The following is a 16,229-nucleotide window of genomic DNA, read 5'->3' on the forward strand; positions in this document are numbered from 1 at the left end:
GGTCAGGCGAGGGCGGCGGTGAACATGCCGGGTTCGTAGGAGCCGCCGCGCTGGTGGACGATCACGGCCAGTCGGTTGGCCGCGTTGATCAGGGCGACCAGCGAGACCAACGCGGCGATCTCGTCGTCGTCGTAGTGCTCGCGCACCCGCGCCCACGTCTCGTCGGAGACGCCTTGGTGGGTGTCGGCGAGCCGGGTGCCCTCCTCGGCCAGCGCCAGCGCGGCCCGCTCCGCCTCGGTGAACACCGTGGACTCGCGCCACGCGGCGACCAAGTGCAGCCGGACCGCGCTCTCGCCGGCGGCCGTGGCCTCCTTGGTGTGCATGTCGATGCACCAGCCGCAGCCGTTGATCTGGCTGGCGCGCAGCGACACCAGCTCCTGCGTGGACTTCGCCAGCGGCGACTGCTGGATGGCCAGACCGGCGTTGGCGAACCGCTTGGCGAACCTGACCGCGATCTCGTTGTCGAACAGGTTGAATCGGGCGTCCATGACCTCGTCCTCACTCGTGGCTCGTGGTGTTGCGGTGACGAACACGAGATGCCGGCGGCCCGCTCGCTGTGACAGGTGCGGCCCTGTGACGAGCGCCACGATGCCGGGATGTCACAGGGACGCGGGGAGCGGCGTCTTGTGCGCGGGTCAGCGTCGGAACGAACGGACGAGGAGCAGCCGGTGAAGAACGAACAGCACAGTGAGGCCCGTGAGCGCGCGGGGGACACGGGCGGGTCCGCGGCCGCCACCGAGGCGTTCGTCGCCCACCGCAACCTGCTGTTCACCGTCGCCTACGAGATGCTCGGCTCGGCCGCCGACGCGGAGGACGTCCTCCAGGAGACCTGGCTGCGCTGGGCGGGGGTCGATCTCGACACGGTGCGGGACCGGCGGGCGTACCTGGTCCGGATCACGACCCGCCAGGCGTTGAGCCGGCTGCGCGCGCTCGGCCGGCGCAAGGAGACGTACGTCGGCGAGTGGCTGCCCGAGCCGCTGCTGACCGCACCGGACGTGGCCGAGGACGTCGAGCTGGCCGACAGCGTGTCCATGGCGATGATGCTGGTCCTGGAGACGCTCGCACCGACCGAGCGGGCGGTGTTCGTGCTGCGCGAGGTGTTCGACCTCGGCTACGACGAGATCGCCGAGGCCGTCGACAAGAGCCCGGCCGCGGTCCGTCAGATCGCCCACCGGGCGCGGGCGCACGTCGCCGCACGCCGGCCGCGCGGCGCCGTCTCCCGGGCCGAGACCCGGGGCGTGCTCGACGCGTTCCGGCGGGCGGTCGAGACGGGCGACCTCCAGGGGCTGCTCGACCTCCTCGCCCCCGACGTCGTCCTCGTCGGCGACGGCGGCGGGATCAAGCAGGCCGTCCTGCGGCCCGTCACGGGGGCCGACAAGGTGGCCCGCCTGCTGGCCGCCGGCCTCGGCCGGGTCGCCGCGGCGACGTTGCGCCCGGCGCAGGTCAACGCCCACCCGGCGCTGGTCCTCCACCTCGAAGGCGAACTGGACACCGTCCTGGCGTTGCGCATCGACGACGGCCTGATCACCGGGCTGTACGCCGTGCGCAACCCCCAGAAGCTGTCGCACATGGGGAGGGAGACCGCCCTGCGCCGCTGACCCGGGCGGGAACGGAACGCCCCGGGGGCGTACGGGAACCACCCGCGCGGGGGACCCGGCGGACGGTCCGGCGCGGCGACGGGCGGCCCGCGCCCGCTCTGGCCACGCTAAGCGCGGAGATCACCACCGCACGGCACCACCACCGCACGGCACCACCACCGCACGGCACCACCCCGGAGGCAGAGATGACCCAGGCCGTACCGTTCACGACCGCCGAGACCCACGGGCTGCGCGACGCGCTGGACGAGATCGTCGCCGCCGGGGCCACCCCCGGCGGCGTCATCGTCTGCGGTACGGCCGCGGGGGAGCGGACCGTGATCTCCGCCGGGGTGGTCTCCCCGTACACCAACCCCAAGGCCCCCGACGAGAACACCGTCTACGACCTGGCCTCCCTCACCAAGGTCACCGCGACCTGGCCGCTCGTCGGTCGCGCGGTGGCCGACGGGCTGTTCGACCTCGACACCCCGGTGCGGGCGTACCTGCCGCCGATGGACGGCCACATGCCCAGCGGCGAGGCCACGGTGCGCCAACTGCTGTCGCACACCTCGGGCCTCCAGGCCGCCACGCGCCTCGACCTCTACGACCTCACCTCCCGGCCGCTGCACGAGTTGATCTGCCACGAGTTGATGGAGAACCTCCCCGGCACCCACCGCTACATCAACCGCGGCTACATCCTGCTCGGCCTGGCCCTGGCCCACGTCGGCGGCCGGCCCCTGGCCCGTCAGGCCGCCGACTTCTGGGCCGGGCTGGGCATGGGCCGCACCGGCTACGGGCCGATCCCGCAGGCGCCCGATGTCGCGCCGACCGAGCACCCCGACGGCCACGACCGGCTCTGGGGCGTGGTGCACGACGAGAACGCCGCGACGATGGGCGGGGTCGCCGGCCACGCCGGGGTCTTCGCGCCGGCCGCCGACCTCGCCACGTACGCCGAGCACCTGCTGGGCGGCCACACCGGCACCGGCCACACGCGCACCGACCCCGCGGACCCCGACCACACGGACCCCGACCACGCGAGTCCGCTCGTCCAGTGGCTGCGCGAGAGCCTCGCCCCGCAGGTCGAGATCGAGCCGGGTCTCTACCGGGGCCTGGGCTGGATCATCGCCGCCGGCGGAACGGTGGCGTACCACCACGGCTTCACCGGAACGAGCCTCTTCCTCGCCCCCGCCACCGGCCGCTACGTGGTCATCACCACCAACGCCGTCCACAACGGCGCCCCCCGCGTCCCCCTGGCCCCGTTGCGCGAGCGCGCCCTCAAGACCCTCACCGGGTGAGGCGGCACGCGGAGGGGTCGGGCGTCACGGCCTCATCGCCTCACGGCGTCACGGCCAGACGAGGCAGTACGCCTGGTGGCCCGCCTCGTGGAGGCGGTGGGAGAAGTCCTGCCACTCGTGCAGGAGCTGGTACACGTTGAACGCGTCGCTCGGTCCCCCGCGGTCGGGGACCGTGGACCAGATGAAGGCCGCCGCGCCGACCGACTCCTCGCCGACGCCGCGCAGCGGGTCGACCACCGTCATCGGGAGCTTGACCACCGCGTAGTCGGGGTGGAGGACGACCAGTTCCAGCGGGGGCACCTTGTGCAGGGGTATGCCTTCGATGCCGGTCAGGACCATCGCCGCCATAGTCTCCGGCTTGATCTTGGTGAACAGGCCGCCCATGCCCAGTTCGTCCCCGCCGAGTTCCTCGGGCCGCATGGTGACGGGCACCCGCGCCGCCGTGGCGCCGTCCGGGGCGCCGAAGTACTTGTAGGTCACCCCCATGCCACGTCCCTTGGGCAGGTCGTCCGCCGGGCGGGCGGGTTCGGGTACCGCATCGGCGGCCTCGGTGCCGCGCCGCCGGTGCTTGCCGCGGCGGCGGGCATCGCGGGCGCGCTGCGGATCCAGGCCGTCCGTACCCTCGCCCGGTCCACCACCGCGTTGCATATCTCCACCCGACTGGTATTGCCTGCCCCGGCCCCGCGGCCCCCGCCACGCAGCCTGATCATCATGGCAGTGACCTCCCCCGGGGCGGCGCGGTGAAACGCCCGTCCGCAAGTCCGTCGCGGCCTCTGAGACCATGGCTGGTGTGAGCTACCCGTATCCCTATGAAGCCCCAGTCTCGCAGAACCTGTTTGCGCGCGCGTCCGTAGTGACGCCCGGCGGCGTGAACTCTCCCGTGCGTGCCTTCCGCGCCGTGGGGGGTACGCCCAGGTTCATGGTGTCTGGTACCGGTCCGTATCTGACCGATGCCGACGGCCGCGAGTACGTCGACCTGGTCTGCTCGTGGGGGCCGATGATCCTCGGCCATTCCCACCCCGCCGTGATCGAGGCGGTCCAGGCCGCCGTCGCCCGCGGCACCTCCTTCGGTACGCCGGGCGAGGGCGAGGTCGCGCTCGCCGAGGAGATCGTCGCGCGCATCGAGCCCGTCGAGCAGGTGCGTCTGGTGTCGTCGGGCACCGAGGCGACCATGTCGGCGATCCGACTGGCCCGCGGTTTCACCGGCCGGGCCAAGGTCGTGAAGTTCGCCGGCTGCTACCACGGTCACGTCGACGCGCTGCTGGCCTCGGCCGGTTCGGGGCTGGCGACGTTCGCGCTCCCCGACACCCCGGGTGTCACGGGCGCGCAGGCCGGCGACACGATCGTGCTCCCCTACAACGACCTGGCGGCGGTCCGGGCGGCGTTCGCCGCGCACCCGGGCGAGATCGCCTGTGTGATCACCGAGGCCGCGCCCGGCAACATGGGCGTGGTCACCCCCGGCGAGGGCTTCAACCAGGGCCTGGCCGACCTGTGCCGGGAGAACGGCGCGCTCTACATCTCCGACGAGGTGATGACGGGCTTCCGTACCTCCCGCGCCGGCTGGTACGGCGTCGACGGCGTCAAGCCGGACCTGATGACCTTCGGCAAGGTCATGGGCGGCGGCTTCCCGGCCGCGGCGTTCGGCGGTCGCGCCGACGTGATGGGCCACCTGGCCCCGGCCGGCCCGGTCTACCAGGCGGGCACGCTCTCCGGTAACCCGGTCGCCACCGCGGCCGGTCTCGCGCAGTTGCGGCTGCTGGACGAGGCGGCGTACGAGAAGGTCGACGCGGTGTCGCGGCAGATCCAGGGCCTGGTCACCGAGGCGCTGGCCAAGGAGGGCGTCGCGCACCGGTTGCAGACCGCCTCCAACATGTTCTCGGTGTTCTTCACCGAGGACGAGGTGCGGAACTACGACGACGCGAAGAAGCAGGACGCCTTCCGCTTCAACGGTTTCTTCCACTCGATGCTGGCGCAGGGCGTCTACCTGCCGCCGTCGGCGTTCGAGTCGTGGTTCGTGTCCACCGCCCACGACGAGCAGGCCGTCGAGCGCATCGCCGCCGCGCTGCCCGCCGCCGCCCGAGCCGCCGCGGAGGCCACCGCATGAGCGGCGACACGTTGGGCGAGATCACCGTCGTCCACCTGATGCGGCACGGCGAGGTGCACAACCCGGACGGCGTGCTCTACGGCCGCCGGTCCGGTTACCACCTCTCCGAGCTGGGTCGGGAGATGGCCGAGCGGGTCGCGGAGCACCTCCGGTCGCGGGACATCACCTACGTGGTGTCCTCGCCGCTGGAGCGGGCGCAGGAGACGGCCGCGCCGGTCGCGAAGGCGCACGGGCTGGACGTGGCGAGCGACGCGCGGCTGCTGGAGGCGAAGAACGTCTTCGAGGGCAAGACGTTCGGCGTCGGTGACGGGGCGCTGCGCAAGCCGGCGAACTGGAAGCACCTGACGAACCCGTTCAAGCCGTCCTGGGGCGAGCCGTACGTCGAGCAGGTCGTGCGGATGATGAGCGCGCTGGAGGCGGCGCGGGACGCGGCGCGCGGGCACGAGGCGGTGGCGGTGAGCCACCAGCTGCCGATCTGGATCGTGCGCAGCTTCGCGGAGAAGCGGCGGCTGTGGCACGACCCGCGTCGCCGTCAGTGCACGTTGGCGTCGTTGACCTCGTTCACGTTCCAGGGCGACGCGCTGGTGTCGGTGGGGTACAGCGAGCCGGCCCGCGACCTGGTGCCGGCGCATCTGCTGGCGGGGGCGAAGCCGGTGAAGGGGAAGTCCAAGGCGTTCGGCGCGTAGTCCCGGGCCGGGCGGTACGGGGCTACGGGCCCCGGCCGCCCGCCACCGCCCGGGCCCCGGCCGCCCGCCCGTCCGCCGCCCGGGCTTGGCCTGGGATGTGCCAAGGGTTGGCCTATTTTCGTACAAGTCGCTCCGGGGTGACCGTGTCGCCCTCCCGCTCCGCCTGAATGTCAGTTTGTATGACATTTCATGAGCGATGTGCGCGACTACAGCCGAAGGGTGTTGCTCGGCCTCGGACTTGGCGCCGCGGCGGCCGGCGTCGCCGGATGCGGCGGCGCCACGTCGGGCCCGGGCGGTCCGGGCCCCGCGAAGCCCAGGGGCGGCGCCAAGGCCGGTGCGCCCGTGATCAAGCCGATCGGCGACGGTTCCACCGCCGACACCGGCCCCCAGCCCCACCAGCCGCCCACCCCCGTGCCGCTCCAGCCCGGTGAGACCCCACCCCAGTTCGTGGTGTTCAGCTGGGACGGCGCCGGCGAGGTCGGCAACGGCCTCTTCCCGCGCTTCCTCAAGGTCGCCAAGGACCACGGCGCGGCCATGACCTTCTTCCTCTCCGGGCTCTACCTGCTGCCCGAGTCCAAGAGGGACCTCTACCGGCCGCCCGGCAACCCCGTCGGCGCCTCCGACATCGGCTACCTGAGCGACGAGCACATCCGCGCCACCCTCACCCACGTGCGCCAGGCGTGGCTGGACGGGCACGAGGTCGGCACCCACTTCAACGGCCACTTCTGCGCCGGCTCCGGCTCGGTCGCCCACTGGAGCCCGGAGGACTGGCAGAGCGAGATCGACCAGGCCGTGTCGTTCGTCACCAACTGGCGGACCAACACCGGCTTCACCGACCTGGAGCCGCTGCCCTTCGACTACGGCAAGGAGCTGGTCGGCGCCCGCACCCCCTGCCTCCTCGGCCAGGACAACCTGCTGCTCACCGCCCGCAAGCTCGGCTGGCGCTACGACGCCTCCTCGCCCGGCGGCGAACAGCGGTGGCCGGGAAAGCGGGAGGGACTGTGGGACCTGCCCCTGCAGTCGATGCCCTTCCCCGGGCACTCCTTCGAGGTGCTGTCGATGGACTACAACATCCTCGCGAACCAGTCCGTCAACACCACCCGGGGCGTTCCCGGCAACTACCCCGCCTGGCGCACCCAGGCCACCGCGGCCTACCTCGGGGGCTTCAGGCGCGCGTACGAGACCAACCGGGCGCCGCTGTTCATCGGAAACCATTTCGAGGAGTGGAACGGCGGGATCTACATGGACGCCGTCGAGGAAGCCCTCAAAGGCATTTCGGACAAAAAGGATGTACGGCTCGTGTCCTTCCGGCAGTTCGTCGACTGGCTCGACGTCCAGGACCAGCGTCTCCTGGCCAAGCTGGGCGCCCTCGCCCCCGGTCAGGAGCCGGCCGGTGGCTGGCGCACGTATCTCACCCTCGGCTGACCAGCGGCTTAACACACCCCCGGGGGGCGCGGAAGATCCGCAAATCGGTCATGCGAAACTTTTCACATGAGCCTTGGCCAAGCCCCCCGCCGCCGCTCGATCAGCGGCCGCGTCAGTCTGCTGACCGCGGTGACCCTCGCGAGCGCCCTGACCCTTACGGCGTGCGGCGATTCGGGCAGCAGCAAACCCTCCGGTTCCGCCGGCGGGAACTACGTCGTCGGCGCCGGCGGGATCTCCACCGTCGCCAAGGGCGAGCGCACCCAGGCGCCCAAGCTCGACGGCGAGACGGTCGACGGCAAGACGCTCGACACCACCGCCCTCAAGGGCAAGGTCGTCGTCCTCAACGTCTGGGGCTCGTGGTGCCCGCCGTGCCGCGCCGAGGCCCCGTACTTCGCCAAGGTGTCGAAGGAGCTGACCGACGGCGGCAAGGACGTCGCCTTCGTCGGCCTGAACATCCGCGACAACAGCAAGCAGAACGCCGCCGCCTTCGAAGAGAACTTCGGGATCACCTACCCGAGCCTCTACGACCCCGACGGCCGGCTGATCCTCCGCTTCCCCAAGGGCACGCTGAACCCGCAGTCGATCCCCTCCACGGTCGTCCTCGACAAGGAGGGCAGGATCGCCGCCCGCACGCTGGTGGCGCTCAACGAGACCCAACTGCGCTCGATGATCGACCCGCTGCTCGCGGAGAAGTGACCCCGTGGTCACCGAGGTCACCGAGCTCCACCTCCTCGCCGCCGAGGCGACCGGCGTGAACACCACCGTCCTCAACGGGGCGCTGCTGCTCGCACTGCCCCTGTCGCTGCTGGCCGGCCTGGTCTCCTTCTTCTCGCCCTGCGTGCTGCCCCTGGTCCCCGGCTACCTCTCCTACGTGACCGGGGTGGGCGGCGCCGACCTCGCCGAGGCGCGGCGCGGCCGGATGTTGGCCGGGGCGACCCTGTTCGTCCTCGGTTTCACCGCCGTGTTCGTCTCGACGGGCGCGCTCTTCGGGTACTTCGGGGACACGCTCGCGGAGAACAAGGACGTCATAGCGCGCGTCCTCGGCGGCCTGGTGATCGTGCTCGGCCTGTTCTTCATGGGGGCGATCCCCGGTCTGACGATGCGCGAGTTCCGCTTCCACAAGAAGCCGGCCGCCGGACTGATCGGCGCGCCCCTGCTCGGCGTACTCTTCGGCGTCGGCTGGACCCCCTGCATGGGGCCCACCCTCGCGGCCGTCAACACGCTCTCCATCGACCAGGCGACCGCGGGCCGCGGCGCCCTGCTGACCACGGTGTTCTGCCTGGGCCTCGGGGTGCCGTTCATCCTCACGGCCCTCGCGTTCCGCAAGGCGCTCGGCGCGTTCGGCTGGGTGAAGCGGCACTACGCGTGGGTGATGCGGATCGGCGGCGGCATGCTGATCGTCACCGGACTGCTCCTCGTCACAGGTTGGTGGGGCACGCTCATCAGCGACATGCAGAGCTGGACCAACGGCTTCACGGTGGGGATCTGAGGACTACACGGACATGAGTACGACCGACAAGGCGTCCCCCGAGGCGTCCCAGCAGACCGACACGCCGCAGACCGAGACGCCGGAGACCGACGCGTCCCGGCAGACGGACGACGCCGCCGCCGGGGCGCAGCTGTCCACCGCCCCCCTGGAGGACGCCCCCGGCGCCCCCGTCGGGATCGGCGTGCTCGGCTGGCTGCGCTGGTTCTGGCGCCAGCTCACCTCGATGCGGGTGGCGCTGATCCTGCTGTTCCTGCTCTCCCTGGCCTCGATCCCCGGCTCGCTCATCCCGCAGACCCAGGTCGACGCGATGAAGGTCGCCACCTGGAAGCGCGAGCACCCCTCCTGGGTGACGGTCGCCGAGAAGCTCCAGCTCTTCGACGTCTACAGCTCGGTGTGGTTCTCCGCGATCTACCTGCTGCTGTTCGTCTCGCTGATCGGCTGCATCCTGCCGCGCTCCTGGCAGTTCGTGGGCCAGCTCCGCGGCCGGCCGCCCGGCGCGCCCAAGCGGCTCGACCGGCTGCCCGCGTACACGACGTGGCGTACCGACAAGCCCGCCGACGAGGTCGTCGCGGCGGCCGGGAAGGTGCTCGGCGGCAGCCGCTTCCGCACCGAGACGCGCGCCACCGAGGCGCGCTCCGGCTCCGTGGCCGCCGAGAAGGGCTACCTGCGCGAGGCCGGCAACCTGGCCTTCCACGTCGCGCTCATCGTCATGCTGGTGGCCTTCGCCTGGGGGCAGCTCTACAAGTCCGAGGGCGGCAAGCTCGTCCTGCGCGGCAAGGGCTTCTCCAACACCCTCACCCAGTACGACGACTTCAAGTCCGGGTCCTTCTTCACCCCCGACGACCTGCCGCCGTTCTCCTTCACCCTGGACCGGTTCGACGCCTCGTACGCCAAGACCGGCCCGCAGAAGGGCACCGCCCGCGACTTCAAGGCGTACGTCACCTTCCGCGACGGCGCGAACGGCGCACCGCACAAGCGCGAGATCGAGGTCAACAAGCCGCTGGAGGTGGACGGCTCCAAGGTCTACCTCCTGGGCCACGGCTACGCGCCGATCGTCTCGGTGACCGACCCCACCGGCAAGGTGATCTTCAAGGACGCCGTGCCGATGCTCCCGCAGGACTCCAACCTCACCTCCTCCGGTGCCATCAAGGTCACCGACGGCTACAAGGACAAGGACGGCAAGAAGGAGCAGCTCGGCTTCGGCGCCATGTTCGTGCCGACGTTCGCGGGCGAGGGCAAGGGGACGATGTTCTCCCAGTTCCCCGACCTGGACTTCCCGGCGCTCATGCTCAGCGCCTGGCACGGCAGCCTCGGCGTGGACTCCGGTCTGCCGCAGAACGTCTACCAGCTCGACACGTCGAAGATGCAGATGTTCAAGGACGACTCGGGTCAGCTGTTCAAGCAGAAGATGCTGCCCGGGGAGACGATGACCCTGCCGAACGGCGCGGGCACCGTGAAGTTCGAGGGCATCGAGCGCTGGGCCACCTTCTCGATCACCCACCAGCCGGGCAGCGGTCTCGCGCTCGCGGGCGCCATCGCCGCCATCGGCGGCCTGGCCGGCTCCTTGTTCATCCGGCGCCGCCGGATCTGGGTCCGCGCGGTCACGGGCGAGGACGGGGTGACCGTCGTCGAGATGGCGGGTCTCGGCCGCAGCGAGTCCACCAAGCTCCCGGAGGAGCTGGCCGCGCTCGCCGCCGCGCTCCACCAGCAGGCGCCCACGGCGCCCGACCAACCTGTCAAGGAAACCGTTGAAGGGGAGCGCGGATGACGCCGCTCGCAGCCGAGGCCAATGAGAACCTGGCCCAGATCAGCAACTACCTGGTCTATTCGTCGATGGCGGTCTACACGCTCGCCTTCCTCGCCCACATCGCCGAGTGGATCTTCGGCAGCCGCAGCAAGGTCGGCCGTACGGCCGCCGCGCTGACGGGTGCCAAGGCCGCCGCGGCCCCTGCGGTGCAGGTGCGCGCCAAGGGGGGCACCGCCGTCCTCGACCGGCCGAAGGTCGTCACCCGGTCCGCCGCCGGCACCCGTGACGTCCCGGACGGCCCCGGCGCCGCGGGCGGCACCGAGCAGGGCGACCTGTACGGGCGGATCGCGGTCTCGATGACCGCGCTCGCGTTCCTCATCGAGGCGGCCGGCGTCGTCGCGCGCGCGACGTCCGTGAAGCGGGCCCCCTGGGGCAACATGTACGAGTTCTCGCTCACCTTCTCCACGGTGGCCGTCGCCGCGTACCTGATCCTGCTGGTGCTGGGGAAGAACGTCCGCTGGATGGGTCTGATCCTGGTCACGACCGTCCTGCTGGACCTGGGCATCGCCACCACCTGGCTCTACACCGCCAGCGACCAGCTCGTCCCGGCCCTGCACTCGTACTGGCTGTGGATCCACGTCTCCACCGCGATCATCTGCGGCGCGGTCTTCTACATCGGCGCGACCGGCACGCTGCTGTACCTGTTCCGCGACGGCTACGAGGCCCGGCTGGAGCGCGGCGAGCAGCCCGGCCGTTTCATGACCTCGGTGATGGAGCGGCTGCCCTCGGCGGCCACGCTCGACAAGTTCTCGTACCGGATCAACGCGGCGTTCTTCCCGCTGTGGACCTTCACGATCATCGCCGGCGCCATCTGGGCGGGCGACGCCTGGGGCCGGTACTGGGGCTGGGACCCCAAGGAGGTCTGGTCCTTCGTGACGTGGGTGGCGTACGCCTGCTACCTGCACGCGCGGGCCACGGCCGGCTGGAAGGGCCGCAAGGCCGCCTACCTGGCGCTGTTCGCCTTCGCCTGCTGGATCTGGAACTACTACGGCGTGAACATCCTGCTCAACGGCAAGCACTCGTACGCGGGCGTCTGACCGGCGGGAGTGGGACGCTGGTGTCATGTCTCCCGTGAGCCATGGCACCAGCGAGAGCCGCGGCGAGGACCGCCGGCTGATCCGCTTCGAGCCGCACCTGCCGTACGCGTACGAAGCCCTGTGGCCCGTGCTGACCACGGCGGACGGGCTGCGCGGCTGGCTGGGCGAGGCGGAGGTCCTGGAGCGGCACCTCGGCGGGGCCGTCACCCTGCGCCCGCTCGACGGCGGCCCGCCGGCATCGGGCCGGATCACGGCCTGGGACGTGGAGCGGGTCGTGGAGTACACCCTCGGCGGGCTCGGCCGGATCCGCTTCCACCTGGAGCCGGTCGGTACCGACTCGACGGTGATCCGGTTCCTGAACGAGCGCGAGGGCGAGGGCCCGGGGCCCGTCCCGCCGGAGGTCCTGGCGGACTGGCACCAGCACTTCGAACTCCTGGAAGCGGCGCTCACGGCCCCCGTCGGCTGGTCGCGCGCCCGCCGCGCCGAGCTGCGCGACTCCTACGCGCGCCCCCTCGCCCGGCGGCCCTGAGCGCGGGCGCCACGCCCAGTCCTCGTCTTCAGTCCTCGTCTTCAGTCCTTGTCCTCGTTCTTGTCGCGCTCCTCGCGCAGGGACCGCAGGAACTCCGGGTTGTCGTCGGGGGCCACCCATTCGGTGCGGCGGGCCCGGCCGCCGCCGGCCGTCGTCCGGGTCCTGCCCGCGAACAGCCACACCACCGGTCCGACGATCGAGAACAGCAGGATGATCAGCACCCACACCACCTTCGGCAGGTGCTTGACCTCCTCCTCCGGCGTGTTCAGGCAGTCGATGAAGGCGTAGATGGTCAGCGCGATGATCAGCAGGAACGGCAGGTAGCGCAGCACGGTGCGGGACCGACTCCCAGGCAGTGGCGGCGGGCCCACGCGGAGCCCCGGTGACGCCCCCAGGGTAGTAGGTGACGGATACTGGGCCCCATGGCTTACGACGATCTCCGCTCGCTGCTCCGGGCTCTGGAGCGGGAGGGCGACCTCAAGCGCATCAAGGCCGAAGTGGACCCCTACCTGGAGGTCGGGGAGATCGTCGACAGAGTCAACAAGGCCGGCGGGCCCGCGCTGCTCTTCGAGAACGTCAAGGGCTCGGCCATGCCGCTCGCCATGAACGTCTTCGGGACCGACCGCCGACTGCTCAAGGCCCTCGGCCTCAAGTCGTACGCGGAGATCAGCGACAAGATCGGCGGTCTGCTCAAGCCGGAGCTGCCCCAGGGCTTCATCGGGGTGCGCGAGGCGTTCGGCAAGCTCGGCTCGATGGTGCACGTGCCGCCGAAGAAGGTGAAGGGCGACTCCGCCCCCGTCCAGGAGGTCGTCCTCACCGGCGACGACGTGGACCTCGACCGGCTCCCGGCCCTGTTCACCTGGCCCAAGGACGGCGGCTCCTTCTTCAACCTCGGTCTGACGCACACCAAGCACCCGGAGACGGGCGTGCGCAACCTCGGGCTCTACCGCCTCCAGCGCCACGACAAGCGCACCATCGGCATGCACTGGCAGATCCACAAGGACAGCCGCAACCACTACGCGGTCGCCGCCGCGCGCGGCGAGCGGCTGCCCGTCGCGATCGCCTTCGGCTGCCCGCCGGCGGTGACGTACGCGTCCACCGCGCCGCTGCCGGGGGACATCGACGAGTACCTGTTCGCCGGCTTCGTCGCGGGCAAGCGCATCGAGATGGTCGACTGCAAGACCGTCCCGCTCCAGGTGCCCGCGAACGCCGAAGTCGTCATCGAGGGCTGGCTGGAGCCGGGCGAGATGCTGCCGGAGGGGCCGTTCGGCGACCACACCGGCTTCTACACCCCGCAGGAGCCCTTCCCGGCGCTGACGATCGACTGCGTGACGATGCGCAAGCGCCCGCTGCTCCAGTCGATCGTGGTCGGCCGGCCGCCGACCGAGGACGGGCCGCTGGGCCGCGCGACGGAACGCTTCTTCCTGCCCCTGCTCAAGATCATCGTCCCGGACATCGTGGACTACCACCTCCCCGAGTCCGGCGGCTTCCACAACTGCGCGATCGTCTCGATCGACAAGAAGTACCCCAAGCACGCCCAGAAGGTCATGCACGCCATCTGGGGCGCGCACATGATGTCGCTGACCAAGCTGATCATCGTGGTGGACAAGGACTGCGACGTCCACGACCTGCACGAGGTGTCCTGGCGGGCGCTCGGCAACACCGACTACAGCCGCGACCTCACCGTTGTGGAAGGCCCCGTCGACCATCTCGACCACGCCTCCTACCAGCAGTTCTGGGGCGGCAAGGCGGGCATCGACGCGACGAGGAAACTGCCCGAGGAGGGCTACACCCGCGACGGTGGCTGGCCCGACATGGTGGAGTCCGACCCCGCGACGGCCGCCCTGGTCGACAGCCGCTGGAAGGAGTACGGCCTGTGAGCCCGATCGGTGTGAGCGGCCCCGAGCTCTTCATCGGCACCGACACGGCCTACGTGGCCCTGGTGCGACCGCGGTTGGACCCGGCCGACCCGGGAGTCCGGCTGGCCGCCGAACAAGCGGGCGTGACGCCCGAGGAGTTCGCGGGGCCCGGCAACGTCTGGGCGCTGATGTGGGAGGACGAGACCGGTGCGGGCGGCGGCTTCGAGCTGCCCGGCCTCCGGGACGCGGAGGCCGAGGACTTCGCCGCCCGCCTGCTGGCCGAACTGTCCTTCGAGACCGGGCCGTTCATCGTCGGGGCGGGCGAGGTGCTGCGCCTCCAGGCATACCCGGGCGCGGGCGGCGCGGACTGCCGTTTCCTGGCCACCATCACCCCGCCGGAGGGCGAGGAGCTGTCCCCGCTCACCCTGGAGATCCCGGCCGTGGACGCCGACGCGCTGCGCGCCGATCTCGAAGACTTCCGCGGGAGCCTCGCATGATGACCACAGCCGACGGGGTCGTCGGTTCCGGCCCCGCACCGCAGGCCCCCGGCCGGGTCAAGGCGTTCCTGCGGCTCGTGATGATCGAGCACTCGGTCTTCGCGCTGCCCTTCGCCTACATCGCGGCGTTGACCGCCATGTTCCGGCTCGACGGGACGATGCACTGGCTGAAGCTGCTGCTCGTCACCGTCTGCATGGTGGGTCTGCGGACCTTCGCGATGGCCGCCAACCGGATCATCGACCGCGAGATCGACGCCCGCAATCCACGCACCGCCGGGCGCGAACTCGTCACCGGCGCCGTGTCCGTGCGCTCCGCCTGGACGGGAGCCGGCATCGCGCTGGCCGTCTTCCTCGGCTCGGCGGCCCTGTTGAACCCGCTGTGCCTGGCGCTCGCGCCGCTCGCCGTGGTCCCGATGGTGGTGTACCCGTACGGCAAGCGGTTCACGAACTTCCCGCACGCGATCCTCGGCCTGGCCCAGGCGATGGGTCCGGTCGGGGCCTGGCTGGCGATCACCGGCACCTGGTCCTGGGACGCGGTGATCCTCGGCCTCGCCGTGGGCGTGTGGATCGGCGGCTTCGACCTGATCTTCGGTTGCCAGGACGTGGCCGCCGACCGCGCGGAGGGCGTCAAGTCGGTCCCGGCCCGCTTCGGCATCCCGGCCGCGCTGTGGGGCGCGCGCGGCGCGCACGTCGTGACCACCGGCCTGCTGGCCTGGTACGCGGTGGCCACGCACGCCGGGGTGTTCTTCTGGGCCGGCCTGGTGATCGTCGTGGCCGCGTTCCTCTACGAGCACACGATCGTCACGCCGCACGACCTGTCCCGGCTGAACCGCGCCTTCTTCACGGTGAACGGTTTCATCGGGATCGCGCTCTTCGTCTGCGCCGTCCTGGACCTGGCCGTGCGGGGACTCACCCTGTAACCGGGCGGTGCCGGGGCGAACGCCGCAAGTCTTTCGTGTCCACCCCTTGAACGTCCGGGCACCTTACTCCGTGCCCGCTCGCGGTGGCCGGATAGTCTCGGAGTCATGACTGACGGCAAGCGCACCCCGTGGGTGGTCGGGGTTTCCGGGGCGTCCGGGACGCCGTACGCGGCGGCGGTGCTCCGGGGGCTCCTCGCGGCGGGGGAAAGCGTCGACCTGGTGGTGAGCCGGGCGTCGCGCCTCACCCTGCTGGACGAAACCGGCATCGCTTTCCGTGACGCCCACTGGCGCGAGGACCTCGCCCAGTGGCTGGAACGCGGCGCGGACGGCAAACCGGGCGCTTTCGCGACGCCCGCGCTGGACGACGTGCGCCACTGGGGGGCCGGGGACCTGGCCGCCGGCCCGAGCTCGGGTTCGTACCCGGTGAAGGGGATGCTGATCGTGCCCGCGTCCACGGCGTGCGTGGCGGGGGTGGCGCTGGGACTGTCGAAGGACCTGCTCCAGCGCGTCGCGAGCGTGACGCTCAAGGAGCGGCGCCGGCTGGTGGTCGCGGTGCGGGAGACTCCGCTGAACGGGCAGACCTTGAAGCACTTGGTGGCGCTGGACGAGGCGGGCGCGGTCGTGCTGCCCGCCTCTCCGGCGTTCTACGCGGGTGCGACGCACATCCAGGATCTGGTGGACTTCGTCGCGGGGCGCGTGCTCGATGCGGCGGGTGTGCCGCACCGGCTGTACCGCAGGTGGGAGGGGGAGCTCGGAGGTTCCCGTGCCCCCCGGGAGGCGAGCGGTGCTTAGCGCTTCTTGTCGGTGCGCGGCTTGCGCATCTTGTCGACGCGGTGGGCGGCGGACGGCTGGTCGGTGCGGGATCGGTTGGCCAGCTCCTGGAGCTGTCGCATGTGCGCGTAGGCCATCTCGATCGTGTACACGGTGAACCACTCCTGAAGATCGTCTTTGATCTGTTGAAAGATTTCACAGGGCGTTGACCCCTGTGTGCCTTAGATTCTATACCT

Annotated in this window: 18 protein-coding genes; 14 read left to right on the forward strand and 4 right to left on the reverse strand. The window is 71.1% G+C overall.

All coding sequences use genetic code 11. The annotated features are described in order from the left end of the window. Window positions 1-2 precede the first annotated feature (2 nt). Entirely contained in the window at window positions 3-488 is a 486-nt protein-coding gene (locus tag ACFVXJ_RS27360; RefSeq protein WP_389665632.1) for a carboxymuconolactone decarboxylase family protein, read from the reverse strand. A 180-nt stretch (window positions 489-668) separates the two neighbouring features. On the opposite strand from ACFVXJ_RS27360, the gene ACFVXJ_RS27365 reads away from it, so the two are divergent. Beyond that, window positions 669-1,598: an RNA polymerase sigma-70 factor gene (locus ACFVXJ_RS27365; RefSeq protein WP_389665634.1), complete on the forward strand. Its 930-nt coding sequence runs from the start codon at window positions 669-671 to the stop codon at window positions 1,596-1,598. 185 nt (window positions 1,599-1,783) lie between these two features. Next, window positions 1,784-2,869 (forward strand): serine hydrolase domain-containing protein, encoded by a 1,086-nt coding sequence (locus ACFVXJ_RS27370; RefSeq protein ID WP_389665636.1) that lies wholly within the window; start codon window positions 1,784-1,786, stop codon window positions 2,867-2,869. Window positions 2,870-2,917: 48 nt separating this feature from the next. On the opposite strand, the gene ACFVXJ_RS27375 is transcribed toward ACFVXJ_RS27370, so the two are convergent. Beyond that, a complete protein-coding gene (locus ACFVXJ_RS27375; RefSeq protein WP_136216611.1) occupies window positions 2,918-3,355 on the reverse strand; it encodes a hypothetical protein in 438 nt (145 codons plus the stop codon). Between the two features lie 295 nt (window positions 3,356-3,650). Here ACFVXJ_RS27375 and hemL point away from each other — a divergent pair, with 295 nt between their 5' ends. The 8 genes from hemL to ACFVXJ_RS27415 all read left to right on the forward strand — a co-directional run bounded on the left by hemL (window position 3,651) and on the right by ACFVXJ_RS27415 (window position 11,946). Further along, window positions 3,651-4,973: a glutamate-1-semialdehyde 2,1-aminomutase gene (gene hemL, locus ACFVXJ_RS27380; protein ID WP_389665638.1), complete on the forward strand. Its 1,323-nt coding sequence runs from the start codon at window positions 3,651-3,653 to the stop codon at window positions 4,971-4,973. Continuing rightward, window positions 4,970-5,659: a histidine phosphatase family protein gene (locus ACFVXJ_RS27385; protein ID WP_389665640.1), complete on the forward strand. Its 690-nt coding sequence runs from the start codon at window positions 4,970-4,972 to the stop codon at window positions 5,657-5,659. The genes hemL and ACFVXJ_RS27385 overlap by 4 nt, the downstream gene beginning before the upstream one ends. 198 nt (window positions 5,660-5,857) lie before the next feature. Further along, window positions 5,858-7,084, forward strand: a complete 1,227-nt coding sequence (locus ACFVXJ_RS27390) for a hypothetical protein (protein ID WP_389665741.1) — start codon at window positions 5,858-5,860, stop codon at window positions 7,082-7,084. Window positions 7,085-7,150: 66 nt separating this feature from the next. Next, window positions 7,151-7,780 carry a redoxin family protein gene (locus ACFVXJ_RS27395; RefSeq protein WP_389665642.1) on the forward strand — a complete coding sequence of 210 codons (630 nt, stop codon included), beginning with the start codon at window positions 7,151-7,153 and terminating at the stop codon, window positions 7,778-7,780. A 4-nt stretch (window positions 7,781-7,784) separates the two neighbouring features. Then, entirely contained in the window at window positions 7,785-8,573 is a 789-nt protein-coding gene (locus ACFVXJ_RS27400) for a cytochrome c biogenesis CcdA family protein (RefSeq protein ID WP_389665644.1), read from the forward strand. 13 nt (window positions 8,574-8,586) lie between these two features. Further along, window positions 8,587-10,341, forward strand: a complete 1,755-nt coding sequence (locus ACFVXJ_RS27405) for a cytochrome c biogenesis protein ResB (protein WP_389665646.1) — start codon at window positions 8,587-8,589, stop codon at window positions 10,339-10,341. After that, on the forward strand, window positions 10,338-11,417 hold the full coding sequence (gene ccsB / locus ACFVXJ_RS27410; protein ID WP_389665648.1) for a c-type cytochrome biogenesis protein CcsB: 1,080 nt from the start codon (window positions 10,338-10,340) through the stop codon (window positions 11,415-11,417). Before ACFVXJ_RS27405 ends, ccsB begins: the two co-directional genes overlap by 4 nt. 25 nt (window positions 11,418-11,442) lie before the next feature. Next, window positions 11,443-11,946, forward strand: a complete 504-nt coding sequence (locus ACFVXJ_RS27415) for an SRPBCC domain-containing protein (protein ID WP_389665649.1) — start codon at window positions 11,443-11,445, stop codon at window positions 11,944-11,946. 41 nt (window positions 11,947-11,987) lie between these two features. Here ACFVXJ_RS27415 and ACFVXJ_RS27420 read toward each other — a convergent pair whose 3' ends face one another. Then, window positions 11,988-12,278 carry a PLD nuclease N-terminal domain-containing protein gene (locus ACFVXJ_RS27420; RefSeq protein ID WP_389665651.1) on the reverse strand — a complete coding sequence of 97 codons (291 nt, stop codon included), beginning with the start codon at window positions 12,276-12,278 and terminating at the stop codon, window positions 11,988-11,990. A 90-nt stretch (window positions 12,279-12,368) separates the two neighbouring features. Between ACFVXJ_RS27420 and ACFVXJ_RS27425 the strand changes: the two genes are divergently transcribed. From ACFVXJ_RS27425 to ACFVXJ_RS27440, 4 genes are all read left to right on the forward strand, one after another. After that, a complete protein-coding gene (locus tag ACFVXJ_RS27425; protein WP_389665653.1) occupies window positions 12,369-13,826 on the forward strand; it encodes a menaquinone biosynthesis decarboxylase in 1,458 nt (485 codons plus the stop codon). Beyond that, window positions 13,823-14,302, forward strand: a complete 480-nt coding sequence (locus ACFVXJ_RS27430) for a hypothetical protein (RefSeq protein ID WP_389665654.1) — start codon at window positions 13,823-13,825, stop codon at window positions 14,300-14,302. Before ACFVXJ_RS27425 ends, ACFVXJ_RS27430 begins: the two co-directional genes overlap by 4 nt. Further along, on the forward strand, window positions 14,299-15,222 hold the full coding sequence (gene mqnP, locus ACFVXJ_RS27435; RefSeq protein ID WP_389665655.1) for a menaquinone biosynthesis prenyltransferase MqnP: 924 nt from the start codon (window positions 14,299-14,301) through the stop codon (window positions 15,220-15,222). The genes ACFVXJ_RS27430 and mqnP overlap by 4 nt, the downstream gene beginning before the upstream one ends. Window positions 15,223-15,327: 105 nt before the next feature. After that, a complete protein-coding gene (locus ACFVXJ_RS27440; protein WP_389665657.1) occupies window positions 15,328-16,014 on the forward strand; it encodes a UbiX family flavin prenyltransferase in 687 nt (228 codons plus the stop codon). On the opposite strand, the gene ACFVXJ_RS27445 is transcribed toward ACFVXJ_RS27440, so the two are convergent. Beyond that, window positions 16,011-16,145 (reverse strand): hypothetical protein, encoded by a 135-nt coding sequence (locus ACFVXJ_RS27445; RefSeq protein ID WP_268250203.1) that lies wholly within the window; start codon window positions 16,143-16,145, stop codon window positions 16,011-16,013. The two genes, ACFVXJ_RS27440 and ACFVXJ_RS27445, sit on opposite strands and share 4 nt — an antisense overlap. Between the last annotated feature and the right edge of the window lie 84 nt (window positions 16,146-16,229).

It is taken from the genome of Streptomyces sp. NPDC058279 (genome assembly GCF_042881255.1).
In the GTDB taxonomy this organism is placed as follows: Bacteria; Actinomycetota; Actinomycetes; order Streptomycetales; family Streptomycetaceae; genus Streptomyces.

Coding starts and splice junctions, on each gene's coding strand:
- ACFVXJ_RS27360 (WP_389665632.1), bottom strand. CDS start 488: ATGGACGCCCGATTCAACCTGTTCGACAACGAGATCGCGGTCAGGTTC.
- ACFVXJ_RS27440 (WP_389665657.1), top strand. CDS start 15,328: ATGACTGACGGCAAGCGCACCCCGTGGGTGGTCGGGGTTTCCGGGGCG.
- ACFVXJ_RS27385 (WP_389665640.1), top strand. CDS start 4,970: ATGAGCGGCGACACGTTGGGCGAGATCACCGTCGTCCACCTGATGCGG.
- ACFVXJ_RS27375 (WP_136216611.1), bottom strand. CDS start 3,355: ATGGGGGTGACCTACAAGTACTTCGGCGCCCCGGACGGCGCCACGGCG.
- ACFVXJ_RS27405 (WP_389665646.1), top strand. CDS start 8,587: ATGAGTACGACCGACAAGGCGTCCCCCGAGGCGTCCCAGCAGACCGAC.
- ccsB (WP_389665648.1), top strand. CDS start 10,338: ATGACGCCGCTCGCAGCCGAGGCCAATGAGAACCTGGCCCAGATCAGC.
- ACFVXJ_RS27425 (WP_389665653.1), top strand. CDS start 12,369: ATGGCTTACGACGATCTCCGCTCGCTGCTCCGGGCTCTGGAGCGGGAG.
- mqnP (WP_389665655.1), top strand. CDS start 14,299: ATGATGACCACAGCCGACGGGGTCGTCGGTTCCGGCCCCGCACCGCAG.
- ACFVXJ_RS27370 (WP_389665636.1), top strand. CDS start 1,784: ATGACCCAGGCCGTACCGTTCACGACCGCCGAGACCCACGGGCTGCGC.
- ACFVXJ_RS27395 (WP_389665642.1), top strand. CDS start 7,151: ATGAGCCTTGGCCAAGCCCCCCGCCGCCGCTCGATCAGCGGCCGCGTC.
- ACFVXJ_RS27415 (WP_389665649.1), top strand. CDS start 11,443: ATGTCTCCCGTGAGCCATGGCACCAGCGAGAGCCGCGGCGAGGACCGC.
- hemL (WP_389665638.1), top strand. CDS start 3,651: ATGGCTGGTGTGAGCTACCCGTATCCCTATGAAGCCCCAGTCTCGCAG.